This window comes from Streptomyces sp. NPDC046860 (assembly GCF_040645115.1).
In the GTDB taxonomy this organism is placed as follows: domain Bacteria; phylum Actinomycetota; class Actinomycetes; order Streptomycetales; family Streptomycetaceae; genus Streptomyces.
The window spans coordinates 95899-114776 of the sequence record NZ_JBEYXQ010000013.1; the positions used below are offsets into that span (position 1 = coordinate 95899).

The following is an 18878-nucleotide window of genomic DNA, read 5'->3' on the forward strand; positions in this document are numbered from 1 at the left end:
GCGCCGCCTTGTGATCGGCGTCTCGCACGGCTGACGCAACAGCCGTGAAGAAGGCAAACTGGCCCGGGAAGCCGGATTGCCTAGGGGGCGAACGCATGGACGGTGGGCCGCGGGTGCCTGAGCAGCGGGGCTCGGCCATGCTGCGGTTCGCGGTACTCGGGCCGGTGCGGGCCTGGCGCGGTCAAGCGCCGGTCCCCACCGGCTCTCCGCAGCAACGGGCCCTGCTGGCCGCCCTCCTGCTGCGGGAGGGCCGTACCGCCACGGCGGCCGAACTGATCGACGCGCTCTGGGGGGCCGAACCGCCCCCCAGAGCGCTCGCGGCTGTCCGGACGTACGCCTCCCGGCTCCGCAAGGTGCTGGAACCGGGGGTGCTGGTCAGCGAGTCCAGCGGATACGCCGTCCGGACGCACGCCCCGCTGGACCTCACCGTGGCCCAGGAACTGGCCGTACGGGCCGAGAAGGCCCGTGGCGCCGGGGAGCCGGGCGAGGCGCGCCAGACGCTGAACCGGGCGCTGGCGCTCTGGGACGGCGAGGCCCTGGCGGGAGTCCCCGGCCCGTACGCGGAGACGCAGCGGGTGCGGCTGGAGGAGTGGCGGCTCGGGCTCCTGGAGTCCCGCCTGGACATGGACCTGGAGCAGGGCAGCCACGCCGAGGCCGTCTCGGAGCTGACCGCGCTGACGGCCGAGCATCCGCTGCGCGAGCGGTTCCGCGAGCTGCTGATGCTGGCGCTGTACCGCGGCGGCCGGCAGGCGGAGGCGCTGGCGGTGTACGCGGACACCCGGCGGCTGCTGGCCGAGGAGCTGGGCGTGGACCCGCGGCCGGGGCTCAGCGACCTCCAGCAGCGCATCCTGCGGGCCGACCCGGCGCTCGCGGAGCCCTCGGCGGGGACCGGGGAACCTCCCGTGGTCCTGGTACGCCCCGCACAACTTCCGGCCACGGTCCCGGACTTCACCGGCCGGTCGGCGTTCGTGACGGAGCTGAGCGACGTGCTGGCCTCGGCCTCGGAGGCGGAGGGCCGGGTGATGGCGGTCTCCGCGCTGGCCGGGATCGGCGGCGTCGGCAAGACCACCCTCGCGGTGCATGTGGCCCACCGGGCCAGGGCCGCCTTCCCCGACGGCCAGCTCTACGTCGACCTCCAGGGCGCGGGCCCGCGTCCGGCGGAGCCGGAGACGGTGCTCGGCTCGTTCCTGCGGGCGCTCGGCACGGCGGACTCGGCGGTGCCGGAGTCGCCGGAGGACCGGGCGGCGCTGTACCGGTCGGTGCTGGACGGGCGCCGGGTGCTGGTGCTGCTGGACAACGCCAAGGACGCGGCGCAGGTCAGACCGCTGCTGCCCGGCACCGAGGGGTGCGCGGCGCTGGTGACCTCGCGGGTGCGCATGGTCGGGCTGGCCGGGGCGCATCTGGTGGACCTGGACGTGATGTCGCCCGAGGAGGCGCTGTCGCTGTTCACGAAGATCGTCGGCGAGGAGCGGGTCGCGGCCGAGAAGAAGGCCGCGCTGGACGTGGTGGCCGCGTGCGGCTTCCTGCCGCTGGCCATCAGGATCGCCGCCTCCCGGCTCGCCGCCCGCCGCACCTGGACCACCTCGGTGCTCGCGGCCAAGCTGGCGGACGAGCGGCGCCGGCTGGACGAGCTGCAGGCCGGCGACCTCGCGGTCAAGGCCACCTTCGAACTCGGCTACGGCCAGCTCGAACCGGCCCAGGCGCGGGCGTTCCGGCTGCTGGGCCTGGCCTACGGCCCCGATCTGTCGCTGGCGGCCGCCGCGGCCCTGCTGGACCTCGGCCCGGAGGACACCGAGGACCTGCTGGAGTCGCTGGTCGACACCTCGCTGCTGGAGTCGGCCGCGCCGGGCCGCTACCGCTTCCACGACCTCGTACGGCTCTACGCGCGTGCCTGCGCCGAGCGGGACGAGCGCGAGCCCGGCGAGCGGGCGGCCGCACTCTCCCGTCTGCTGGACTTCTACCTGGCCACGGCCGCCCGGGTGTACGCCATCGAGCGCCCCGGCGACCGGACCGTGGAGCACCTGCACCCCTACGACCACGAGGGGCTGTCCTTCGCCGGGCACCGGGACGCGCTGGACTGGCTGTACGCGGAGGCCGACTGCCTGCTGGCCTGCGTACGGCAGTCGGTGGCCGAGGGCAGCCTGCGGCGGGCGGTGGACCTGCTGCTCGTCGCCAAGGACCTCGCCGAATCGGGCGCCAACGCCCACCAGTTCGGGGCGGCGGCCACCGTCGTGCGGGACGCGGCGGCGAAGGCCGGGGACGCGCTGGTGGAGGGCCGGGCACGCACCACGCTGGCACAGGTGCACATCAACGCGGGCCGGTTCGACGAGGCGGAGGCGGAGGCCGAGCGGGCGGTGGAGCTGGCCGGGGCGGCCGGGGACCCGTGGATCGACTGCAACGCACCCAGCGAGCGCGGGATCGTGGCCGCGTACCGCAGCCGGCACGCCGAGGCCGAGACCTACCTCCAGCGCACCCTGACCGCCTACCGCGCCGACGGCAACCTGCCCGGCGAGGCGAGCGCGCTGTGCAACCTGTCGCGGGTGCACCTGTCGATGGGCCGGGTGGACAGCGCGGTGGAGCTGGCCGGGGAGGGTGTCGCCGTCTACCGGCACCTGGGCCTCACCGTCCGCCTGGCGAACGGGAGTTACGCGCTCGGGCTGGCGCTGGCCGAGTCGGGGCGCACCGAGGAGGCGGAGGCCCGTCTCACGGAGGCGCTGACCATCTTCCGGGACAGCCGGCAGCGGCTGTGGGAGGGCATGACCCTCTTCCGGCTCGCCGGACTCCGGCTCGCGGACCGGCCGGCGGCCGCGGCGGCGCTGGCCGAGCAGTCCCTGTCCGTCCTGCTGCACGTGGGCGGCGACTGGCGCCGCGCGGGCGTGCTGACCGTCCTCGGCAAGTCCCTCGCGGCCCTGGGCGAGTCGGACCGGGCCCGCGCCTGCTGGACGGACGCGCTGGCCGTCTTCGACCGGCTGGGCTCCGCGGAGGCGGCCGACGTACGGGAGTTGCTGTCCCCCGCGCCCGCCGGGTGAGCCGCCGGTCCGCGGAAATCCGCGGGACCCGGCGTTCATCGTTCGTTTATCGTGCCGGTGCAGTCTTCTTGCCAGCCGATTCGCCGACTCGGGGGCGGGCGGGTCGGCAGTGCCGTCGGTCGCCGCAGCGGTGACCGGCTGTGACCGGGTCCGTCCGGAAGCCCTCGGGGGAGCGGCCGGGCGGCCCGGCCACCACAGCACACCTCAGAGCAACGGAGTCCGTCGATGAGCGACGCCAAGAAGTCCGACGAAGTCACCACGCAGGAGAGCCACATCACCGGCGGGGGCGCCGAGGCCGCCGCCGCACCGGTGGCCACTCCCGACGAGAGCCACATCACCGGCGAGCAGAAGGCCAAGGACGAGCTGGACGACGTCACCACGCTGGAGAGCCACATCACCGTCGGCGACCCGCGCTAGACCGGGGGAACACACGGGGGGGCGTGGACCGCGGCGGGCGGAGGGGAGCCGCCGCGGTCCGCGCGGGAACAGGGAACGGCCGGGTCGGGGGACCCGGCCGTTCCGCTGTTCCCGCTCGGTGCCGTCCTCGGCGCCTCAGGCCGTGCGGGCCGTGCCGGTGCCCTTCTCCGCGTCCAGCGCGTACACGCACCGGTCCTTGCTGCACGCGTACACCACACCGTCCTTGACCACCGGTGAGCCGGTGATCTCGCCGCCGGTGGCGAGCTTCCAGCGCAGCCGGCCGTCGTCCGCCTTCAGGGTGTACAGCAGGTGGTCGGTGGAGCCGAAGTGGATGCGGCCCTCGGCGACCGAGGGGGCGCCCACCACGTCGCCGCCCGCCTGGAAGCGCCACTTGGGCGTGCCGGTGACCGCGTCCAGCGTGTACAGCCCCTTGCCGCTGCCGACGTGCACATGCCCGGCGGCGACCAGCACCGGTTCCACCGAGGAACGGGCCTCGGTGGCGATGCGCCAGCGGTCGCGCCCGTCGGCGGCGTCGAGGGCGTAGACGGTGCCGAGGTAGTCGGCGAGGTAGACCCCGCCGCCGGTGACCGCCGGGCCCGGCACGAAGGCGGGCGGCGACAGGAACACCGCCGGGGCCTCGAAGTGCCAGCGCACCCGGCCGGTGGACACCTCGATGGCGAGGACCCGGCTGCCCGCGCTGACGTAGACGTGGCCGTCCTGCGCGGGCGTGACCCGCACCGGCACCCCGCCGCAGGAGGCGGCGTCGCCGATCGGGTACGACCAGCGCTCGTCCCCCGTACGGGCCTCCAGGGCGCGCAGCCGGGCGTCCTGCCAGACGTAGACCGTGCCGTCGTGCACGGCGGGGCCGGCCTCGGGCGACTCGAAGTCGGTCTGGCAGCCGGAGATCTCCCAGAGCTTCTGCCCGGCCGCCGCCTCCCACGCCTGCACGCCGCCGCCGCGGGTGCCGGTGACGACCGTGCCGTGGTCGGCGTGCAGGGAGTACACCCAGGCGTCGGTGTTCAGCCGCCACAGGTCGGTGCCCTCGCGGGCGTCCAGCGCGAACAGGGTGGGGCCGTCGGAGGCGTGGATACGGCCGTCCGCGACCGCCATCGACCAGGCCACGTCCCGCGTCTTGAAGCGGCGGCGCCCGGTGGCCACGTCCAGCGCGTGCACCTCGAAGGAGGTGACGTAGACGAGGTCCCCGGCGACGGCCGGGGTGCCCCACACGTCGTTGGACATCCGGAACCGCCACGGCCGCCAGCCCGCCGCCGTCTCCGGCGGCTGCGGCGGCAGCGGGGGTACGGCGGGGTCGGCGCCGTTGACGCCGGCGCGCGGCCGGGACCAGTTGGCGACCAGCCCGGCCTCCGGCGGCGGCGCCTTCACGGCGGCCGCGCGGGCGTCGGCGACGCGCGGACCGGGCCCGATGGGCACCTTGACCCCGGCCAGCCGGAGGGGCCCGGTGTCGGGGCCGCCGGACGGCACGGGCGCCGGGGACGGGACGGCCGGGTCGTAGGACGGCGGCGGGGGCACGGCCGGGCGGCCCGAGCTGCGCGGGCCGGGCGGCAGCGGGGCGGGCTTGGCGGGCGGCCGGCCGCCCCGGCGGGACTCGATGAGGGCGACGGCCTTCTCCGGCAGCCAGGCGGATGCGGTGCCGGAGTCGTCGGAGCCGGAGCCGAACAGATGCGGGGCGAGCTGGGCCTGGAGGTCGGCCGGGGAGGGCCTCCCGGCGGCCTCCATCTTCATGCACGCCTCGATCAGCGGGCGCAGCTCGTCGGGCAGACCGGTGACGTCCGGACCCTCGCGCAGCAGCATGAACACCGTCTCGACCGGGTTGGCGCCGTGGAACGGCGGGTGGCCGGTGGCGGCGAAGACCAGGGTGGAGCCGAGCGAGAACACGTCGCTGGCGCCGGTGACGCTGCGGGAGTCCTTGGCCTGCTCGGGCGACATGTAGGCCGGGGTGCCCACCGCGACGTTCGTCATCGTCAGCCGGGTGTTGGACACCCCGGAGGCGATGCCGAAGTCGATGACGCGGGGGCCGTCCTCGACCACCAGCACGTTGGACGGCTTCATGTCCCGGTGGACCAGTCCCGCGCCGTGGATGGACTGCAGCGCCTCGGCCACGCCCGCCGCGAGCCAGCGCACCGCCTGGGCCGGGAGCGGCCCGCACTCGTTCACTATCTCCTCGAGCGAGGGCGCGGGAACGTACGCGGTGGCCAGCCAGGGCACCGCCGCGCGCGGGTCGGCGTCGACCACGGCCGCCGTGTAGAAGCCGGACACCGCGCGGGCCGCCTCCACCTCACGGGTGAAGCGGACCCGGAAGAGCTGGTCCTCCGCCAGCTCCGTGCGGACCGTCTTGATGGCCACCCGCCGCCCCGAAGCCGAGCGCGCCAGATAGACCAGCCCCATGCCGCCGGCCCCCAGCCGGCCCAGCACCTCGAACGGCCCGATCCGCCGCGGATCGTGCTGCGTAAGCTGATCCACCACTTGCCTGCCACCTCCCCGTACGAGCCGCGTCTTCCGCCTTTGGACGCGACCGAAGTGCAGCGTCTCACCACCGCACCGCCATGGCGGCACGCACCCCGATTCTTCCTGGCCGGGCGGCCGGTTGCGAACCCGGTGGCGAATCGGGGTGTCTCGTGCCCTATCCCGTCATTTCACCGCCTCCACTTCCGTCCCGTCACCGGGTCAGCAGCGCGAAAGAGGCCCCTTGATTGTCCGTGACGACCGCCACTCGTCCGTACGACGCGTCGAAGGGCGGCACCTGGACCCGGCCCCCGAGCCGCCGCACGGTGGCGAGAGCGGTGTCGAGGTCGCCGACGCGGAAGTGGACCAGGAAGTGCGGGGGCATCTCGGCCGGGAAGACGTCGGTGATCAGGGCGCGGCCGAAACCGGGGTCGGCGCCGGGGCCGAAGAGGGCCTCGTGGAAGAGGTCGCCGTAGAACGTGTTCGCGGCGGCGGGGTCGGGGGTGTACAGCTCGGTCCACACGAACGTGCCCTCTTCGTGGCGCCGTCCGAAGCCGGGGTGGCCGTCGGACTGCCACAGCCCGAACACCGCCCCCTGGGGGTCGGTGACCAGGGCGGCCGCGCCGAGGTCGGCGACGGCGAAGGGCCCGGAGATCAGGCGGCCCCCGGCGTCGGTGATCCGGCGGACCAGGGCGCGGGCGTCGGGGGTGGCGAAGTACACCGTCCACACCGTGGGCATCCGGCCGTCCGTCTTGGGCGCGAGAGAGGCGACCGGTTCGCCGTCCAGCCGGGCCCAGACGGAGCCGCCGGGGGCGTCCTCGCCGTCGAAGGTCCACCCGAACAGCTCGCCGTAGAACCGCTTGCCCGCCTCGACGTCGGGGAGCTGGGCGTCCGCCCAGCAGGGGGTGCCCTCTCCGTACGTCGATGCACTGTTTTCGGCCATGTCGTCAAAGTAACCGGGACCCGCGCACCCCGCAGGACCAGGGAAACGTTGCCCGCACCCCATTTGCAGTCGGCCGAATCGCGCTCCTGCCCCCCGTCGGTAAGCTGACGGCATGACAGGACAAGTGCGTACCGTCGACGGCCGCGTGGCCGGCCGGCGTGGGCAGGCGACCCGCCAGAAGCTGCTCGACTGCCTCAGCGAGATGCTCAGCTCCTCCCCGTACCGAGATGTCAAGGTCATCGATGTCGCGCGGAAGGCGGGCACCTCGCCCGCGACCTTCTACCAGTACTTCCCGGACGTCGAGGGCGCCGTCCTGGAGATCGCCGACACGATGGCCGCCGAGAGCGCCGGTCTCACCGAGCTGCTGGCCGGGCGTTCCTGGACCGGCAAGGCCGGCTGGCAGACCGCGCAGGACCTGGTGGACGGCTTCCTGGACTTCTACCGGCGCCACGACGCGATCCTGCGCGTGGTCGACCTGGCGGCGGCCGAGGGCGACAAGCGGTTCAACAAGCTGCGGATGAAGATCCTCAACGCGGTGAACGGTTCCCTCACCGAGGCCATCACCGAGCTGCGGGCCAAGGGCCGGGTGGACAAGGACGTGAACCCGGCGGCGGTCGCCGGTGCGCTCGTCACCATGCTGGCCTCGGTCGCCGCGCACCAGAAGGGCTTCACGGCCTGGGGTGTGAAGCAGGCCGAGATCAAGCCGAACCTCGCGCTGCTGATCTGTCTGGGAGTGACCGGCAAGAAGCCCGTGAAGTAGCGTCCGGCGCCCGTACCGGCCCCAAGTCCTGTCTGGCAGGCGGTGGTCCACCTCAGCGTGGGCCACCGCCTGTCGCCGTCTCCGGGCGCGCACGCGGCGGCGGATACTCGGCCCATGGCACATGAGGCACCTGAGACACCCGACGAACTCGACGGACTGCTGCGCTCCCTCAAGGTCTGGTCCCCGGACACCACCGACCTGCGCCCCTTCGACCCGGACACCGCTCCCCCGACCCCGCTGCCCCTGTTCACGACCTGGCTGGCGGAGGCCGCGCGGGCCGGCCAGCCGGAGCCGCACGCCATGTCGCTGGCGACGGTCGACGGGGAGGGCCGCCCGGACGTGCGCGTCCTGCTGCTGCACGGCGCCGACGCCGACGGCTGGACCTTCGGCACCCACGCCACCAGCCGCAAGGGCCGCGACCTGGCCGCCGGTCCGTACGCAGCCCTGGCCTTCTACTGGCCGGTGCTCGGCCGCCAGGTGCGGGTGCGCGGACCGGTGACGGCGGCCCCGGCCGAGGCGGGCCGGGCCGACCTGCGCGCCCGCTCCACCGGCGCCCTGGCGGCGGCCCTGACCGGCCACCAGAGCGAGGACCTCCCCTCGCTGGAGGACCTGCGCCGGGCCTCCGAGGCGGCCTGGGAGCAGGCCCGCGACAACCCGGAGGCCGCGGCCCCCACCTGGACGCTGTACCGGCTGCACCCCCGCTCGGTGGAGTTCTTTCAGGGCGACCCCGACCGCCGCCACGTCCGCCTGGAGTACCGCCGCACCGAGTTCGGCTGGGAACGGGGGCTGCTGTGGCCCTAGGCACAAGTACCCGGCGCGCGTACGGAATTGGCGTTCCGGTGGGGTCTGTCCACATGACGTCCACAGCCGTGATCAATCCGCAACCGATTCCGGTCTTGACCGAGACCCATCAAGCGGGTGCATGAATACGCTCGCGCTATGGCCGACTCGCGTCCCTCTTTCACCGACCTCTCCGCGACCCCCGCGGACCGCCCCGTCTACGTCATCGGGGCGGGTCCGGGCGGGCTGGCGGCGGCGTACGCGCTGCGCGCCCGCGGGGTGCGGGCGGTGGTGCTGGAGCGGAGCGAGCGGGTGGGCGCGTCCTGGCGGCGCCACTACGACCGGCTGCGGCTGCACACCACCCGCCGGCTCTCCGCCCTGCCGGGCCTCGCGATACCCCGCAGGTTCGGGCGCTGGGTGGCCCGGGACGACGTGGTCCGGTACCTGGAGAAGTACGCCGAGCACCATGAGCTGGAGATCGTCACCGGGGTCGAGGTGTTCCGGGTGGAGCGGGCCGCGGACGGCGCGGGCTGGCTGCTGCACGCCTCCGGCGGCCGCGAACTGACCGGCGCCGCGGTGGTGGTCGCCACCGGCCACAACCACACCCCGCGCCTGCCGGAGTGGCCCGGCTCCGACGGCTGGGAGGGCGAGCTGCTGCACGCCTCCGCCTACCGGAATCCGGAGCCGTACGCCGGGCGGGACGTGCTGGTGGTCGGGGTCGGCAACACCGGTGCGGAGATCGCCGTGGACCTGGTCGCGGGCGGCGCCTCGCGGGTGCGGCTCGCGGTGCGGACGGCGCCGCACATCGTGCGCCGCTCCACGGCCGGCTGGGCGGCCCAGTACACCGGGATCGTGGTGCGGCGGCTGCCGGTGCGGCTGGTGGACCGGCTGGCCCGGCCGCTGGCCCGCGTCAGCACCCCGGACCTGTCCGAGCACGGGCTGCCGCGTCCGGAGGCCGGGCTGTACAGCAGGGTCCGGCAGGGCGCGATCCCCGTGCAGGACGTCGGCCTGATCGACGCCGTGCGCACCGGCAGGGTGGAGATCGTGGCCGCCGTCGAGGGGTTCGAGGACGGCGAGGTGGTCCTCGCCGACGGCACCCGGATCGCGCCGGACGCGGTGATCGCGGCGACCGGGTACAGCCGGGGCCTGGACTCCCTGGTGGGCCACCTGGGCGTGCTGGACGAGCGCGGGCGGCCCACCGTCCACGGCGCCCGCACCCCGAAAGACGCCCCCGGCCTGTACTTCACCGGCTTCACCAACCCCATCAGCGGCATGTTCCGCGAGCTGGCGATCGACGCGGAGAAGATCGCCAGGGCACTCGCCCGGCGCCTGCGCTAGGCAGGGGCGCCCTCTAGGGCCTCCACCGCGGGGCGGCGCCGGATCACCAGGGACATCAGCGCCGCCGCCGCGCACAGCGAGCCGGACGCGTACCAGACCATGTCGTAGGAGCCGAAGACGTCGCGGGCGAAGCCGCCGAGCCAGGCGACGAGGGCCGCGCCGACCTGGTGCGAGGCCAGCACCCAGCCGAAGACGATCGCGCTGTCGTCCCCGAACCGCTCCCGGCACAGCGCCAGGGTGGGCGGCACGGTGGCCACCCAGTCCAGGCCGTAGAAGACGATGAAGAACACCATCGGCACCTGTACGGCCGGCCCGAGAAGCATCGGCAGGAACAGCAGGGAGACCCCGCGCAGCGCGTAGTACACGGCGAGCAGCCGCCGGGAGTCGAAGCGGTCGGTGAACCAGCCGGAGGCGATGGTGCCGAGCACGTCGAACACGCCGATCACCGCGAGCAGCGAGGCCGCCGCCCGTACGGGCATGCCGTGGTCGTGGGCGGCGGGCACGAAGTGGGTCTGGATCAGGCCGTTGGTGGACGCCCCGCAGATGGCGAAGCTGCCCGCCAGCAGCCAGAACTGGCCCGTGCGCACGGCGGAGCCCAGCACGGTGAGCGCGCGCCGCGCGGCCCCGGTCACCGGGGGCGGCTTGGGCACGAACTCCGTCGCCCCGTAGGGCTTCAGGCCCACGTCGGCCGGGTGGTCGCGCAGGAACAGCCAGACGAACGGGACGACGGCGAGCGCGGCCAGCGCGACCGTGACGGCGGCCGGGCGCCAGTGGTGGTTCTCCACGATCCAGGCGAGCAGCGGCAGGAAGATCAGCTGGCCGGAGGCGGACGCGGCGGTCAGGATGCCGCTGACCAGGCCGCGCCGCTCGGTGAACCAGCGCCCGGTGACGGTGGCGGCGAACGCCAGCGCCATCGACCCCGAGCCCAGCCCGACGAGCAGGCCCCAGCAGAGGATGAGCTGCCAGGGCGCCGTCATCCACACGGTCAGCCCGGCACCGAGCGCGATCACGGTCAGCGCGACGGCGACGACCCGGCGGATGCCGAAACGGTCCATCAGCGCGGCCGCGAACGGCGCGGTGAGCCCGTACAGGGCGAGGTTGACGGAGACGGCCGCGCCGATGGTGCCGCGCGACCAGCCGAACTCCGCGTGCAGCGGGTCGATGAGCAGTCCGGGCAGCGAGCGGAAGGCGGCCGCGCCGATGATCGTGACGAAGGTGACGGCGGCGACGAACCAGGCGCGGTGCACGCGACGGCGCGGCGCGTCCTGGACGGGGGCGGGAGCGGGACGGGTCTGAGTCACGCGCTCCAGCGTCCCGGCACCGGTCGCGCGCAGCGAGTGGCCCGAAGGACAGTGTTCGCTAGGATCGGGCCATGACCGCTGAGATCCCGCCGGTGGACGGCGGATTCCGCCCGCACCGCGTCGTCGTCCTCGCTCTGGACGGGCTGATCCCCTTCGAACTCGGCATCCCCCACCGCATCTTCGGCCGCCCGGCGGACCCCGAGGGCCGTCCGCTGTACGAGGTGGTGACCTGCTCGGTGCGGCCGCCGGGCCCGGTGGAGACCAGCGCCGACTTCGCGGTGGACGTGCCGCACGGCCCTGAGGCCCTGGCGACGGCGGACACGGTGATCGTCCCGGCGTCCTACGAACTGGGACCGGTCTTCGAGGAGGGGCGGCTCACCCCCGAACTCGCCGCCGCCCTGGCCCTCGTCCGCCCCGGCACCCGCTGGGCCTCCATCTGCGTCGGGGTGTACGTCCTCGCGGCCGCCGGTCTGCTCGACGGCCGCCCCGCCACGACCCACTGGGCCGACGCCGACCGGTTCCAGCGGCTGTTCCCCCGGATCAGGGTGGACGCCGACGTGCTCTTCATCGACGACGGGGACGTGCTGACCTCGGCGGGCGTCGCGGCCGGGATCGACCTGTGCCTGCACATGGTGCGCCGCGACCACGGCACCGCGGTCGCCAACGAGGTGGCCCGGCGCACGGTCGTCCCCCCGCACCGCGCCGGCGGTCAGGCCCAGTACGTCCACCGCCCGGTGCCCGACCCGCAGTTGGCCACCACCACGGCCGCCCGCGCCTGGGCGCTCGGCCGTCTGCACGAACCGCTCCAGCTACGGGACCTGGCCGAGCGGGAGGCGATGTCGGTACGGACCTTCACCCGGCGTTTCCGCGAGGAGGTCGGGGTGAGCCCCGGTCAGTGGCTCACCGCGCAACGCGTGGAGCACGCGCGGCAGTTGCTGGAGTCGACGGATCTCTCCGTGGACCAGGTGGCGCGGGACTCGGGGTTCGGCACGGCCCAGTCGATGCGCCAGCATCTGCAGCAGGCGCTGGGGGTGACCCCGAGCGCGTACCGCCGGACCTTCCGCGCGGGCGCCGGAGCCGCCGGAGCCGGGTGAGGCCGCGCGCGAGTCAGCGCGCTGCTGTGGACCGGCCGACGGCGCACCCCCTCGCGCCCCCGCGTCACCGCCGGCCGGTGCGACCCACACTCGACGAGGACTCGCCCCCGCACGTCCTCGCCGTCCCCTCGCGGCGGAATCGCCGTCCCCAAGCCTCCGCAACCCGTGCGCCAACCGTCAACACAGGTACGGCGATTCATGCCGAATGCCCTCTTCACGCCGGGCGCGCACGGGAGCACACCCGGCGCACGGCCGCGGCATCGGCTAGAACGCCTCGAAGAGAAGATCCTCGTAGGCGGCCGGCCGGTCCCCGTACGCCGGGGTCGCGCCCTCACCGGGCTGCGCACACCGGTCCAGCTCGCACCAGATGCTCTTGCCGGCGCCCTCGGGGCTCCAGCCCCAGCGGTCGGCGAGGCAGTCGACGAGGGCGAGCCCCCGGCCGCCGGTGGCGTCCCGCCCGGCACAGCGCGGCACGGGCGCGCGGGAGCTGGCGTCGGCCACCTCCAAGCGTACGGTCACCGAGGCCACCGGGCCCGCGTCCGAGGGCTCCGCGACCGGGGCGCCGCCGGGCAGCGACAGCCGCAGCAGGGCCGGACGGCCGGTGTGCACCACGGCGTTGGTCACCAGCTCGGACACGAGCAGGATCAACGTCTCGGCCAGTGGCTCGTCGGCCGTTATGCCCAGCCCGGCGAGCCGCGACCGGGCCCATTTCCTCGCCCGCCCCACCTCTTCGGGGTCGGGCCGGATCTCCAGTTGCACTTGAAGCACCTGCACCGCTCACACCATCCGAACCGGCGGACACATGACCGCACGACGACCCGCCGCCGCGGCGCGAACCGCGACGAACCGCACGACGAGGGCCACGATCGTAGCCATTCTCTGCATGGCCAGAACAACGGCCAGAGCAAGCGTTACGGAACGTGATTCCCTTACGAGACAGCATGGTTGACGTACAGTCACCCCAACAAGCGCTTCGGGCATATTCCCGCGCGAAGGAGTACTCGTGCGGCATACTGTGCGACGCACTCGCCGGGGACTCGAACAGGTGGGGCGCGGGGCGCCCGGCACCCTGCGAGCAGCGGCGCGCACCTCGTGATCCGGCGACACCCCAGGGGCCTCACCGGCGGCGCTCGCGCTCGCGGTCACTCGCATCCCACACAAGGTACCGGAGCGGCCGGCCGACTCCGGGCCGTGACGAGTCACAGTCGGGGCACGGGAGTCGTCTCCACGCTGCGTGACACGTTCTCGCCACGATCCGCGACATCCATGGCCACGCATCATGGCACTCGGGGCGTCCGCGCCACTCAGGCCGACAGCGACCCGGCCTCGTCGGCGGTGGCGGAGGCCACGTCCGGGCGCACGTCGAAGAGGCGCCGGACGCCGAGCGCGCCGAGGACGCGGTTCACGTGCGACCCGTCCTCCGCGCCCCGGTCGGGCAGGATCAGCCGCAGCCTGCCCTGGCAGGAGCGGATCAGTCTCCGGGCCGCGATGAGCACGCCGACGCCGCTGGAGTCGCAGAAGAAGACCTCGGAGAGGTCGAGGACCAGGCTGTGGTGGCCCTCGGCGACCACGTCGTGCACCCGCTGCCGCAGCACGGGCGAGGTCACCAGGTCCAGTTCGCCGGCCACCTGGAGCACGGCCCATTCGCCCCGTTCGGTGCCGGTCACTTCGAAAGCCACGGCCACACCCCTCCGCTCGGCGGATCTTGCGGAACCACCCGGAAATGGAAGCAGTTCCTACGGTTCTTTCCGCGCGGCTGCCCAGCGGCCGTTTCCCTGAAACACGGAACCGCAAACCGCGGGGGATCGACAGAGGGCTTGTTTCGGTCACTGTCGATCGGGTTCGATCGTACTTCGATCGAAGATGGACCCGAGATAAGTGAAGACGGTGTGAAGGACCCCCTACCACCTGCGGCGCTGCCGGGGGCGCGCATTGACACAAAGGGGCGCGCACCGCAGGACGTGCCGACTACATTCGAGGGGACGCCGGGGACACCCTGGACACGGCGAGGGGAGGGAACCGCATGCCGGCCAAGAACGCACCACCCCGCTGGGACCGCGCGATGCAGCAGCGGCTCGCGCGCGGTGAGGCCGCCGCCCTGGGCGAGCTGTACGACCGGTTCGCCTCCCTCGTGCGCGGACTGGCCCACCGGGTGCTGAGCGACGAGTCGGCCGCCGACGCCGTGACCCGCGAGGTCTTCGCCCACGTCTGGGAGCACCCCGACACCTACGACCACCGGCAGGGCCCGCTGCGCACCTGGATCGCCGCCACCACCCAGCGGCTGGCCGTGCAGCGGCTGCGCGAGAGCGAGACGGCCGCGCTCGGCGGCGGCTCCCCGGAGCAGCTGGCGGCGCTGGAGAGCCGGGTACGGCACGCCTCCGTCGCCGCCCGCGCCGACTGGATCGTCCACTCGATGCCGCATCCGCTGCGCGCCGCGCTGGACCTGGCCTACTTCCAGCGGCGCGACTACCGCCAGGCGGCCGCCGACCTCGGCGTCACCGAGGACGAGGCCCGGCGCCGGCTCCGCCTCGGCCTGCAACTGCTCTCGACGGCCCACGACGCCGGGGCGCCACCGGGGCCGGGAGGTACGCGATGAACGGCCCGGACCGCTCCGGGGCCCCCGGCGGGCCCGAGGACGAGACGGCGGAGCGCGCGCCCGCGCGGCGCGGCCCGGCCGGCGAGGCCGCGCGCGTGCCCGCGCCCCGCTCCCCCGCCGGGGCCGAGCGGCTCGACCTCCCGCACGAGGTGCTGCGCTCCCTGCTCGGCGCCTGGGCCCTGGCCGCCTGCTCGGCGGCGGAGACGGAGGCCGTGGAGGAGCACCTCGGCGAGTGCGGGGCCTGCGCGGACGAGGCACGGAGGCTGCGCGAGGCGGTCGGCCTGCTGCACCGCCCGGAGAGCCTGGAGGTGGACCCCACCCTGCGCAACCGGGTGCTGGAGAACTGCCTGCGCCGCCGCCCGCCGCGCATCCCGGTCCCCGACTGGGCCGCGTCGTACGACGCGGAGACCGCCCGGCTGGACGCGCTGCTGCGCGACTTCGGGGACGCCGAGTGGCACACCCCGGTGCGGCTGCGCTGGTTCGAGGCGGGCGTGCCCGCGACCCGCCGGACGACCGTCGCCGGGGTGATCGCCCATCTGCTGTCGGTCGACGGCATGGTGGCGACCGCGCTCGGCCTGGAGGACCCGCTGACGGAGACCGCCGCCGGGGCCGGACCCGGACCGGGCGCCGCCGGGCCCGCCGAGCGGACCGAGGCGTTCTGGCGGGCCTCGCACTTCCCGCAGACCCGCGCGGTGCGCGGCCGGTGGCGCGACCAGAGCCACCGGCTCCTGCGCACGGTGTCCTTCACCGGCGGCGCGGGCGGCCTGCCGGTGGGCTACGGCGACTTCACGCTGCCGCTGCGGGACGCGATGGTGGACCGCGCCTTCGAGTGCTGGGTGCACGCGGAGGACATCGCCAACGCGGTGCACTACCCCTACGACCCGCCCGCGCCACGGCACTTGAGCAGCATGATCGAGCTGGCGGCCCGCATGCTGCCGCTGGCGGTCGCCGCCCACCGCGGCGCGGCCCCGGCGCGGACGCCCGCCCGGAGCCTGCGTCTGGAGATCGAGGGCGCGGCCGGCGGCCAGTGGCTGATCCCGCTGGACTCCCCGGCGGGTCCCGTCCCCGAGCACGAGGTGGCCCATGTGGCCCTGGACGGCGTCGAGTTCTGCCGCCTGGCGGCCGGCCACCTCACCCCGGAGGAGACGACGGCGGGCCAGCGGGGCGACCGGGAGGCGATCCGGGACGTCCTGACGGCCACGGCGTCACTGAGCCGGATGTGACAACAGGCTCCGCCCCAGCGAAGCAGCGCTATGCGAACACCACGGTCCGGCGCCCGTTGAGCAGAATCCTCCGCTCCGCGTGCCACTTCACGGCCCGCGCCAGCGCCTGGCACTCCACGTCCCGCCCGATGGCGACGAGCTGCTCCGGCGTCGAGTCGTGCCCCACCCGCTCGATCTCCTGCTCGATGATCGGGCCCTCGTCGAGGTCGGCGGTGACGTAGTGGGCGGTGGCCCCGATCAGCTTCACACCGCGCTCGTGCGCCTGGTGGTAGGGCTTCGCCCCCTTGAAGCTGGGGAGGAACGAGTGGTGGATGTTGATGATCCGCCCGCTCAGCTCCTTGCACAGGTCGTCCGAGAGCACCTGCATGTACCGGGCGAGCACGACCAGCTCGACCCGCTCCTCGCGCACCAGCTCCAGCACCCGCGCCTCGGCCTGCGCCTTGGTGTCGCGGGTCACCGGGATGTGGTGGAAGGGGATGTTGTACGACCCCACCAGCTCCTGGAAGTCGGTGTGGTTGGACACCACGGCGGCGATCTCCACCGGCAGCGCCCCGATGCTGGCGCGGAACAGCAGGTCGTTCAGGCAGTGCCCGAACCTGCTGACCATCAGCACGATCCGCATCTTCTGGTCGGCCCGGCTGATCTGCCAGTCCATGCCGAAGGAGTCACCGATCGCGGCGAAGCTCGCCCGCAGCTTGTCCAGCGTCACGGGGGCGTCGGCCGAGAAGTGGACGCGCATGAAGAACAGGCCCGTGTCGTGGTCGCCGAACTGCTGGCTGTCCTCGATGTTGCAGCCGGTCATGAACAGATAGCTCGACACGGCGTGCACGATGCCCTTTTTGTCCGGGCAGGAAAGGGTGAGGACGTACTGGTCCGCCGGGGTGTCGGCCGCGGCGCCGGCGCGGCTGGGCTGCTCGTTCATGCAGGACACGATCTCACGCCGGACTGCCGCGCGCCGGGGCGGGCGTCCGGCAGGCGGACCTCAGATCGCCGTCGTCAGGATGCGCAGCGCTTCCAGGGTGCGCGGGGCGGCCGCCGGGTCGTCGCCGTCGCTGGCGGCGAGGCGCAGATGGGCGTCCTGGGCCGCGCGTACCGCCTCCGGCCACTGGGGGTGCTGGAGGTAGACGGCGACCGGCGCGTCCGGGCCGACCTGGTGCATGATCCGCAGCACCCGCAGCACGGCGGTGTCCACCAGCGCCGCCTCCTGGGAGTCCCGGAAGATCGTGCCGACGTATTTCTCCGCCGACCAGTTGTCCAGCCAGGTGTCCTCCACCAGCCGGTACACCGCGTCGGTGACGTCCCCGTACCCCTCCACCCCCGCGAGCCACACGTCGCGCTGGAAAGCCTGGTCGGAGAGCATGTGCAGCGCGGAGCGCACGTTGCTGCGCCAGCGCCACCACGGCATGTCGTTTAGCGGCATGCCGCCCATGGTGGAGGAGCGACGGCCGCGACGGGAAGAGTTCTCCGAACCTTGCACGGTCATCGATCGTACGTTCCGCGCCACACCGGTGACATCCGCCCCCGCAATTCACCCGCGCGTCACCCGTGGTCGACCGGCTGTCACTCCCCGGTTGGCGATGTGGGGGAATCGTGGCGGCCCATGACCGGCAGGCGAGGCACCCCCGACAGCTCCCCCACCTCCTCCGCGCGGCCGTCGCGGACCGCCCGGCACGCGGGCGCCCTGGCCGCCTGCGCCGCGCTGATCGCCGGCTGCGGGACCACGCCGGGCACGGACGGCGGCTCCGACGACGGCACGGTCCGGGTGATGACCTGGGCACCGGAGAACACCGGCGCCACCAACAAGCCCGGCATGCCCGCGACGGCCCGCGCCTACGCGAAGTGGATCAACCGGCACGGCGGGATCGGCGGCCGCCGCCTGACCGTCCTGACCTGCAACGACCACAACGACAGCGTCGGTGCGGCCAAGTGCGCGCGGCGCGCGGCGGCGGAACACGTGGTGGCGGTCGTCGGCTCCTACAGCCAGTTCGGCGACTCCTTCCTCGCCCCGCTGGAGAGCGCGGGCATCCCGTACATCGGGGGCTACGGCGTCACCGCCGACGAGTTCACCGGCCCGTACTCCTACCCGGTCAACGGCGGGCAGCCCGCGCTGCTGGCGGGGCTCGGCCGGGCGCTCGCCGAGGAGTGCGGGGCCGTCGCGCTGGTCCGGCCGGACAGCATCGCCGGGGACGAGCTGCCCGCACTGCTCGACTCGGGCCTCACCGCGAGCGGCCACCCGGCGGCCGTCGACCAGCTCGCCGCCGAGGACGCCACCGAGTACGGCGGCCAGGCCGAGCGGGCGCTGCGCAGCGCGACCGCCGGCACGACGGGCGAGGGGTGCGTGGTGCCCGCCCTCGGCGACCGCACCGACACCTTCATGGACTCCTTCCGCCGCGTCCGCGCCGAGCACGCCCCGGTGCGCACGGCGACCGTGCTGGGCAGCGTGGACCAGACGGAGATCGACGCGACGGGCGGGGCGTCGGGGCCGTACGAGGGGGCGTACATCACCGGCTGGTACCCGGTGGCGTCCGATCCGCGCTGGAAGCCGATGAAGCAGATGATCGGCGAGGAGGCGTTCGGCGACAACCGCATCGACCCGGCCGACGCCGGGGTGCAGACGACCTGGATCGCCTACACCGTGCTGCGGGCCGTGCTGGAGCGGATCGGCGAGGGCGAGGTGAGCGCCGACACCGTGCGCCACACCCTCGACGGCGGTCTGCGGGTGTCCACCGGCGGGCTGACCCCGACCCTGCACTGGCCGGACGAGACCCGGCTCGCCTCGGTGGGCTTCCCCCGCCTGGTCAACGCCGACGTCACCCTTCAGGTGGTCCGGGACGGCAGGCTGGTCGCCGTCCGGCCGGACGGCACGGGGTCCGCCGCCGCGGGCGGCGACATGACGCGGACGCTGGAGAGCGCGGACGTGGGCTGACCCCGCCC

16 protein-coding genes are annotated in these 18878 nt (G+C 74.2%); 9 read left to right on the forward strand and 7 right to left on the reverse strand.

Annotated elements, in window-relative coordinates; genetic code table 11:
- Positions 1-95: 95 nt before the first annotated feature.
- Positions 96-3029, forward strand: coding sequence for a BTAD domain-containing putative transcriptional regulator (locus ABZ898_RS20125; protein ID WP_361660343.1), 2934 nt, complete (start codon positions 96-98; stop codon positions 3027-3029).
- A 225-nt stretch (positions 3030-3254) separates the two neighbouring features.
- Complete coding sequence (locus ABZ898_RS20130; RefSeq protein WP_361660346.1) at positions 3255-3446, forward strand: hypothetical protein; 192 nt, start codon at positions 3255-3257, stop codon at positions 3444-3446.
- Positions 3447-3581: 135 nt separating this feature from the next.
- Here ABZ898_RS20130 and ABZ898_RS20135 read toward each other — a convergent pair whose 3' ends face one another.
- Both ABZ898_RS20135 and ABZ898_RS20140 read right to left on the reverse strand, forming a co-directional pair.
- On the reverse strand, positions 3582-5930 hold the full coding sequence (locus ABZ898_RS20135) for a serine/threonine-protein kinase (RefSeq protein WP_361660349.1): 2349 nt from the start codon (positions 5928-5930) through the stop codon (positions 3582-3584).
- Positions 5931-6123: 193 nt separating this feature from the next.
- Complete coding sequence (locus ABZ898_RS20140; protein WP_361660352.1) at positions 6124-6852, reverse strand: VOC family protein; 729 nt, start codon at positions 6850-6852, stop codon at positions 6124-6126.
- A 112-nt stretch (positions 6853-6964) separates the two neighbouring features.
- Here ABZ898_RS20140 and ABZ898_RS20145 point away from each other — a divergent pair, with 112 nt between their 5' ends.
- From ABZ898_RS20145 to ABZ898_RS20155, 3 genes are all read left to right on the forward strand, one after another.
- Positions 6965-7612 carry a TetR family transcriptional regulator gene (locus ABZ898_RS20145; RefSeq protein ID WP_361660355.1) on the forward strand — a complete coding sequence of 216 codons (648 nt, stop codon included), beginning with the start codon at positions 6965-6967 and terminating at the stop codon, positions 7610-7612.
- A 114-nt stretch (positions 7613-7726) separates the two neighbouring features.
- On the forward strand, positions 7727-8413 hold the full coding sequence (locus ABZ898_RS20150; protein WP_361660357.1) for a pyridoxal 5'-phosphate synthase: 687 nt from the start codon (positions 7727-7729) through the stop codon (positions 8411-8413).
- A gap of 138 nt (positions 8414-8551) precedes the next feature.
- A complete protein-coding gene (locus ABZ898_RS20155) occupies positions 8552-9730 on the forward strand; it encodes an NAD(P)/FAD-dependent oxidoreductase (protein ID WP_361660360.1) in 1179 nt (392 codons plus the stop codon).
- Here ABZ898_RS20155 and ABZ898_RS20160 read toward each other — a convergent pair.
- A complete protein-coding gene (locus ABZ898_RS20160; protein ID WP_361660362.1) occupies positions 9727-11031 on the reverse strand; it encodes an MFS transporter in 1305 nt (434 codons plus the stop codon). The two genes, ABZ898_RS20155 and ABZ898_RS20160, sit on opposite strands and share 4 nt — an antisense overlap.
- 71 nt (positions 11032-11102) lie before the next feature.
- Between ABZ898_RS20160 and ABZ898_RS20165 the strand changes: the two genes are divergently transcribed.
- Positions 11103-12125 carry a helix-turn-helix domain-containing protein gene (locus ABZ898_RS20165; RefSeq protein ID WP_361660365.1) on the forward strand — a complete coding sequence of 341 codons (1023 nt, stop codon included), beginning with the start codon at positions 11103-11105 and terminating at the stop codon, positions 12123-12125.
- Between the two features lie 264 nt (positions 12126-12389).
- Here the strand turns inward: ABZ898_RS20165 and ABZ898_RS20170 are convergent, their stop codons facing one another.
- Both ABZ898_RS20170 and ABZ898_RS20175 read right to left on the reverse strand, forming a co-directional pair.
- Positions 12390-12884, reverse strand: a complete 495-nt coding sequence (locus ABZ898_RS20170; RefSeq protein WP_361660538.1) for an ATP-binding protein — start codon at positions 12882-12884, stop codon at positions 12390-12392.
- Between the two features lie 545 nt (positions 12885-13429).
- Positions 13430-13810, reverse strand: a complete 381-nt coding sequence (locus tag ABZ898_RS20175; protein WP_361660367.1) for an STAS domain-containing protein — start codon at positions 13808-13810, stop codon at positions 13430-13432.
- A gap of 338 nt (positions 13811-14148) precedes the next feature.
- On the opposite strand from ABZ898_RS20175, the gene ABZ898_RS20180 reads away from it, so the two are divergent.
- Together ABZ898_RS20180 and ABZ898_RS20185 are read left to right on the forward strand one after the other, a co-directional pair.
- Positions 14149-14721: a sigma-70 family RNA polymerase sigma factor gene (locus tag ABZ898_RS20180; RefSeq protein ID WP_361660370.1), complete on the forward strand. Its 573-nt coding sequence runs from the start codon at positions 14149-14151 to the stop codon at positions 14719-14721.
- Positions 14718-15944: a maleylpyruvate isomerase N-terminal domain-containing protein gene (locus tag ABZ898_RS20185; RefSeq protein WP_361660373.1), complete on the forward strand. Its 1227-nt coding sequence runs from the start codon at positions 14718-14720 to the stop codon at positions 15942-15944. The genes ABZ898_RS20180 and ABZ898_RS20185 overlap by 4 nt, the downstream gene beginning before the upstream one ends.
- A gap of 28 nt (positions 15945-15972) precedes the next feature.
- Here the strand turns inward: ABZ898_RS20185 and purU are convergent, their stop codons facing one another.
- Positions 15973-16866 (reverse strand): formyltetrahydrofolate deformylase, encoded by an 894-nt coding sequence (gene purU, locus ABZ898_RS20190; RefSeq protein ID WP_361660376.1) that lies wholly within the window; start codon positions 16864-16866, stop codon positions 15973-15975.
- Between the two features lie 60 nt (positions 16867-16926).
- Complete coding sequence (locus ABZ898_RS20195) at positions 16927-17427, reverse strand: hypothetical protein (protein WP_361660379.1); 501 nt, start codon at positions 17425-17427, stop codon at positions 16927-16929.
- Between the two features lie 117 nt (positions 17428-17544).
- Here ABZ898_RS20195 and ABZ898_RS20200 point away from each other — a divergent pair, with 117 nt between their 5' ends.
- On the forward strand, positions 17545-18870 hold the full coding sequence (locus tag ABZ898_RS20200; RefSeq protein ID WP_361660382.1) for an ABC transporter substrate-binding protein: 1326 nt from the start codon (positions 17545-17547) through the stop codon (positions 18868-18870).
- Positions 18871-18878: the final 8 nt, after the last annotated feature.

Bases quoted from the DNA above. Each gene is read 5' to 3' on its own strand.
- ABZ898_RS20165 (WP_361660365.1), top strand. From the start codon at position 11,103: ATGACCGCTGAGATCCCGCCGGTGGACGGCGGATTCCGCCCGCACCGC.
- ABZ898_RS20180 (WP_361660370.1), top strand. From the start codon at position 14,149: ATGCCGGCCAAGAACGCACCACCCCGCTGGGACCGCGCGATGCAGCAG.
- purU (WP_361660376.1), bottom strand. From the start codon at position 16,866: ATGAACGAGCAGCCCAGCCGCGCCGGCGCCGCGGCCGACACCCCGGCG.
- ABZ898_RS20195 (WP_361660379.1), bottom strand. From the start codon at position 17,427: ATGACCGTGCAAGGTTCGGAGAACTCTTCCCGTCGCGGCCGTCGCTCC.
- ABZ898_RS20200 (WP_361660382.1), top strand. From the start codon at position 17,545: ATGACCGGCAGGCGAGGCACCCCCGACAGCTCCCCCACCTCCTCCGCG.
- ABZ898_RS20140 (WP_361660352.1), bottom strand. From the start codon at position 6,852: ATGGCCGAAAACAGTGCATCGACGTACGGAGAGGGCACCCCCTGCTGG.
- ABZ898_RS20150 (WP_361660357.1), top strand. From the start codon at position 7,727: ATGGCACATGAGGCACCTGAGACACCCGACGAACTCGACGGACTGCTG.
- ABZ898_RS20130 (WP_361660346.1), top strand. From the start codon at position 3,255: ATGAGCGACGCCAAGAAGTCCGACGAAGTCACCACGCAGGAGAGCCAC.
- ABZ898_RS20125 (WP_361660343.1), top strand. From the start codon at position 96: ATGGACGGTGGGCCGCGGGTGCCTGAGCAGCGGGGCTCGGCCATGCTG.
- ABZ898_RS20185 (WP_361660373.1), top strand. From the start codon at position 14,718: ATGAACGGCCCGGACCGCTCCGGGGCCCCCGGCGGGCCCGAGGACGAG.
- ABZ898_RS20155 (WP_361660360.1), top strand. From the start codon at position 8,552: ATGGCCGACTCGCGTCCCTCTTTCACCGACCTCTCCGCGACCCCCGCG.
- ABZ898_RS20145 (WP_361660355.1), top strand. From the start codon at position 6,965: ATGACAGGACAAGTGCGTACCGTCGACGGCCGCGTGGCCGGCCGGCGT.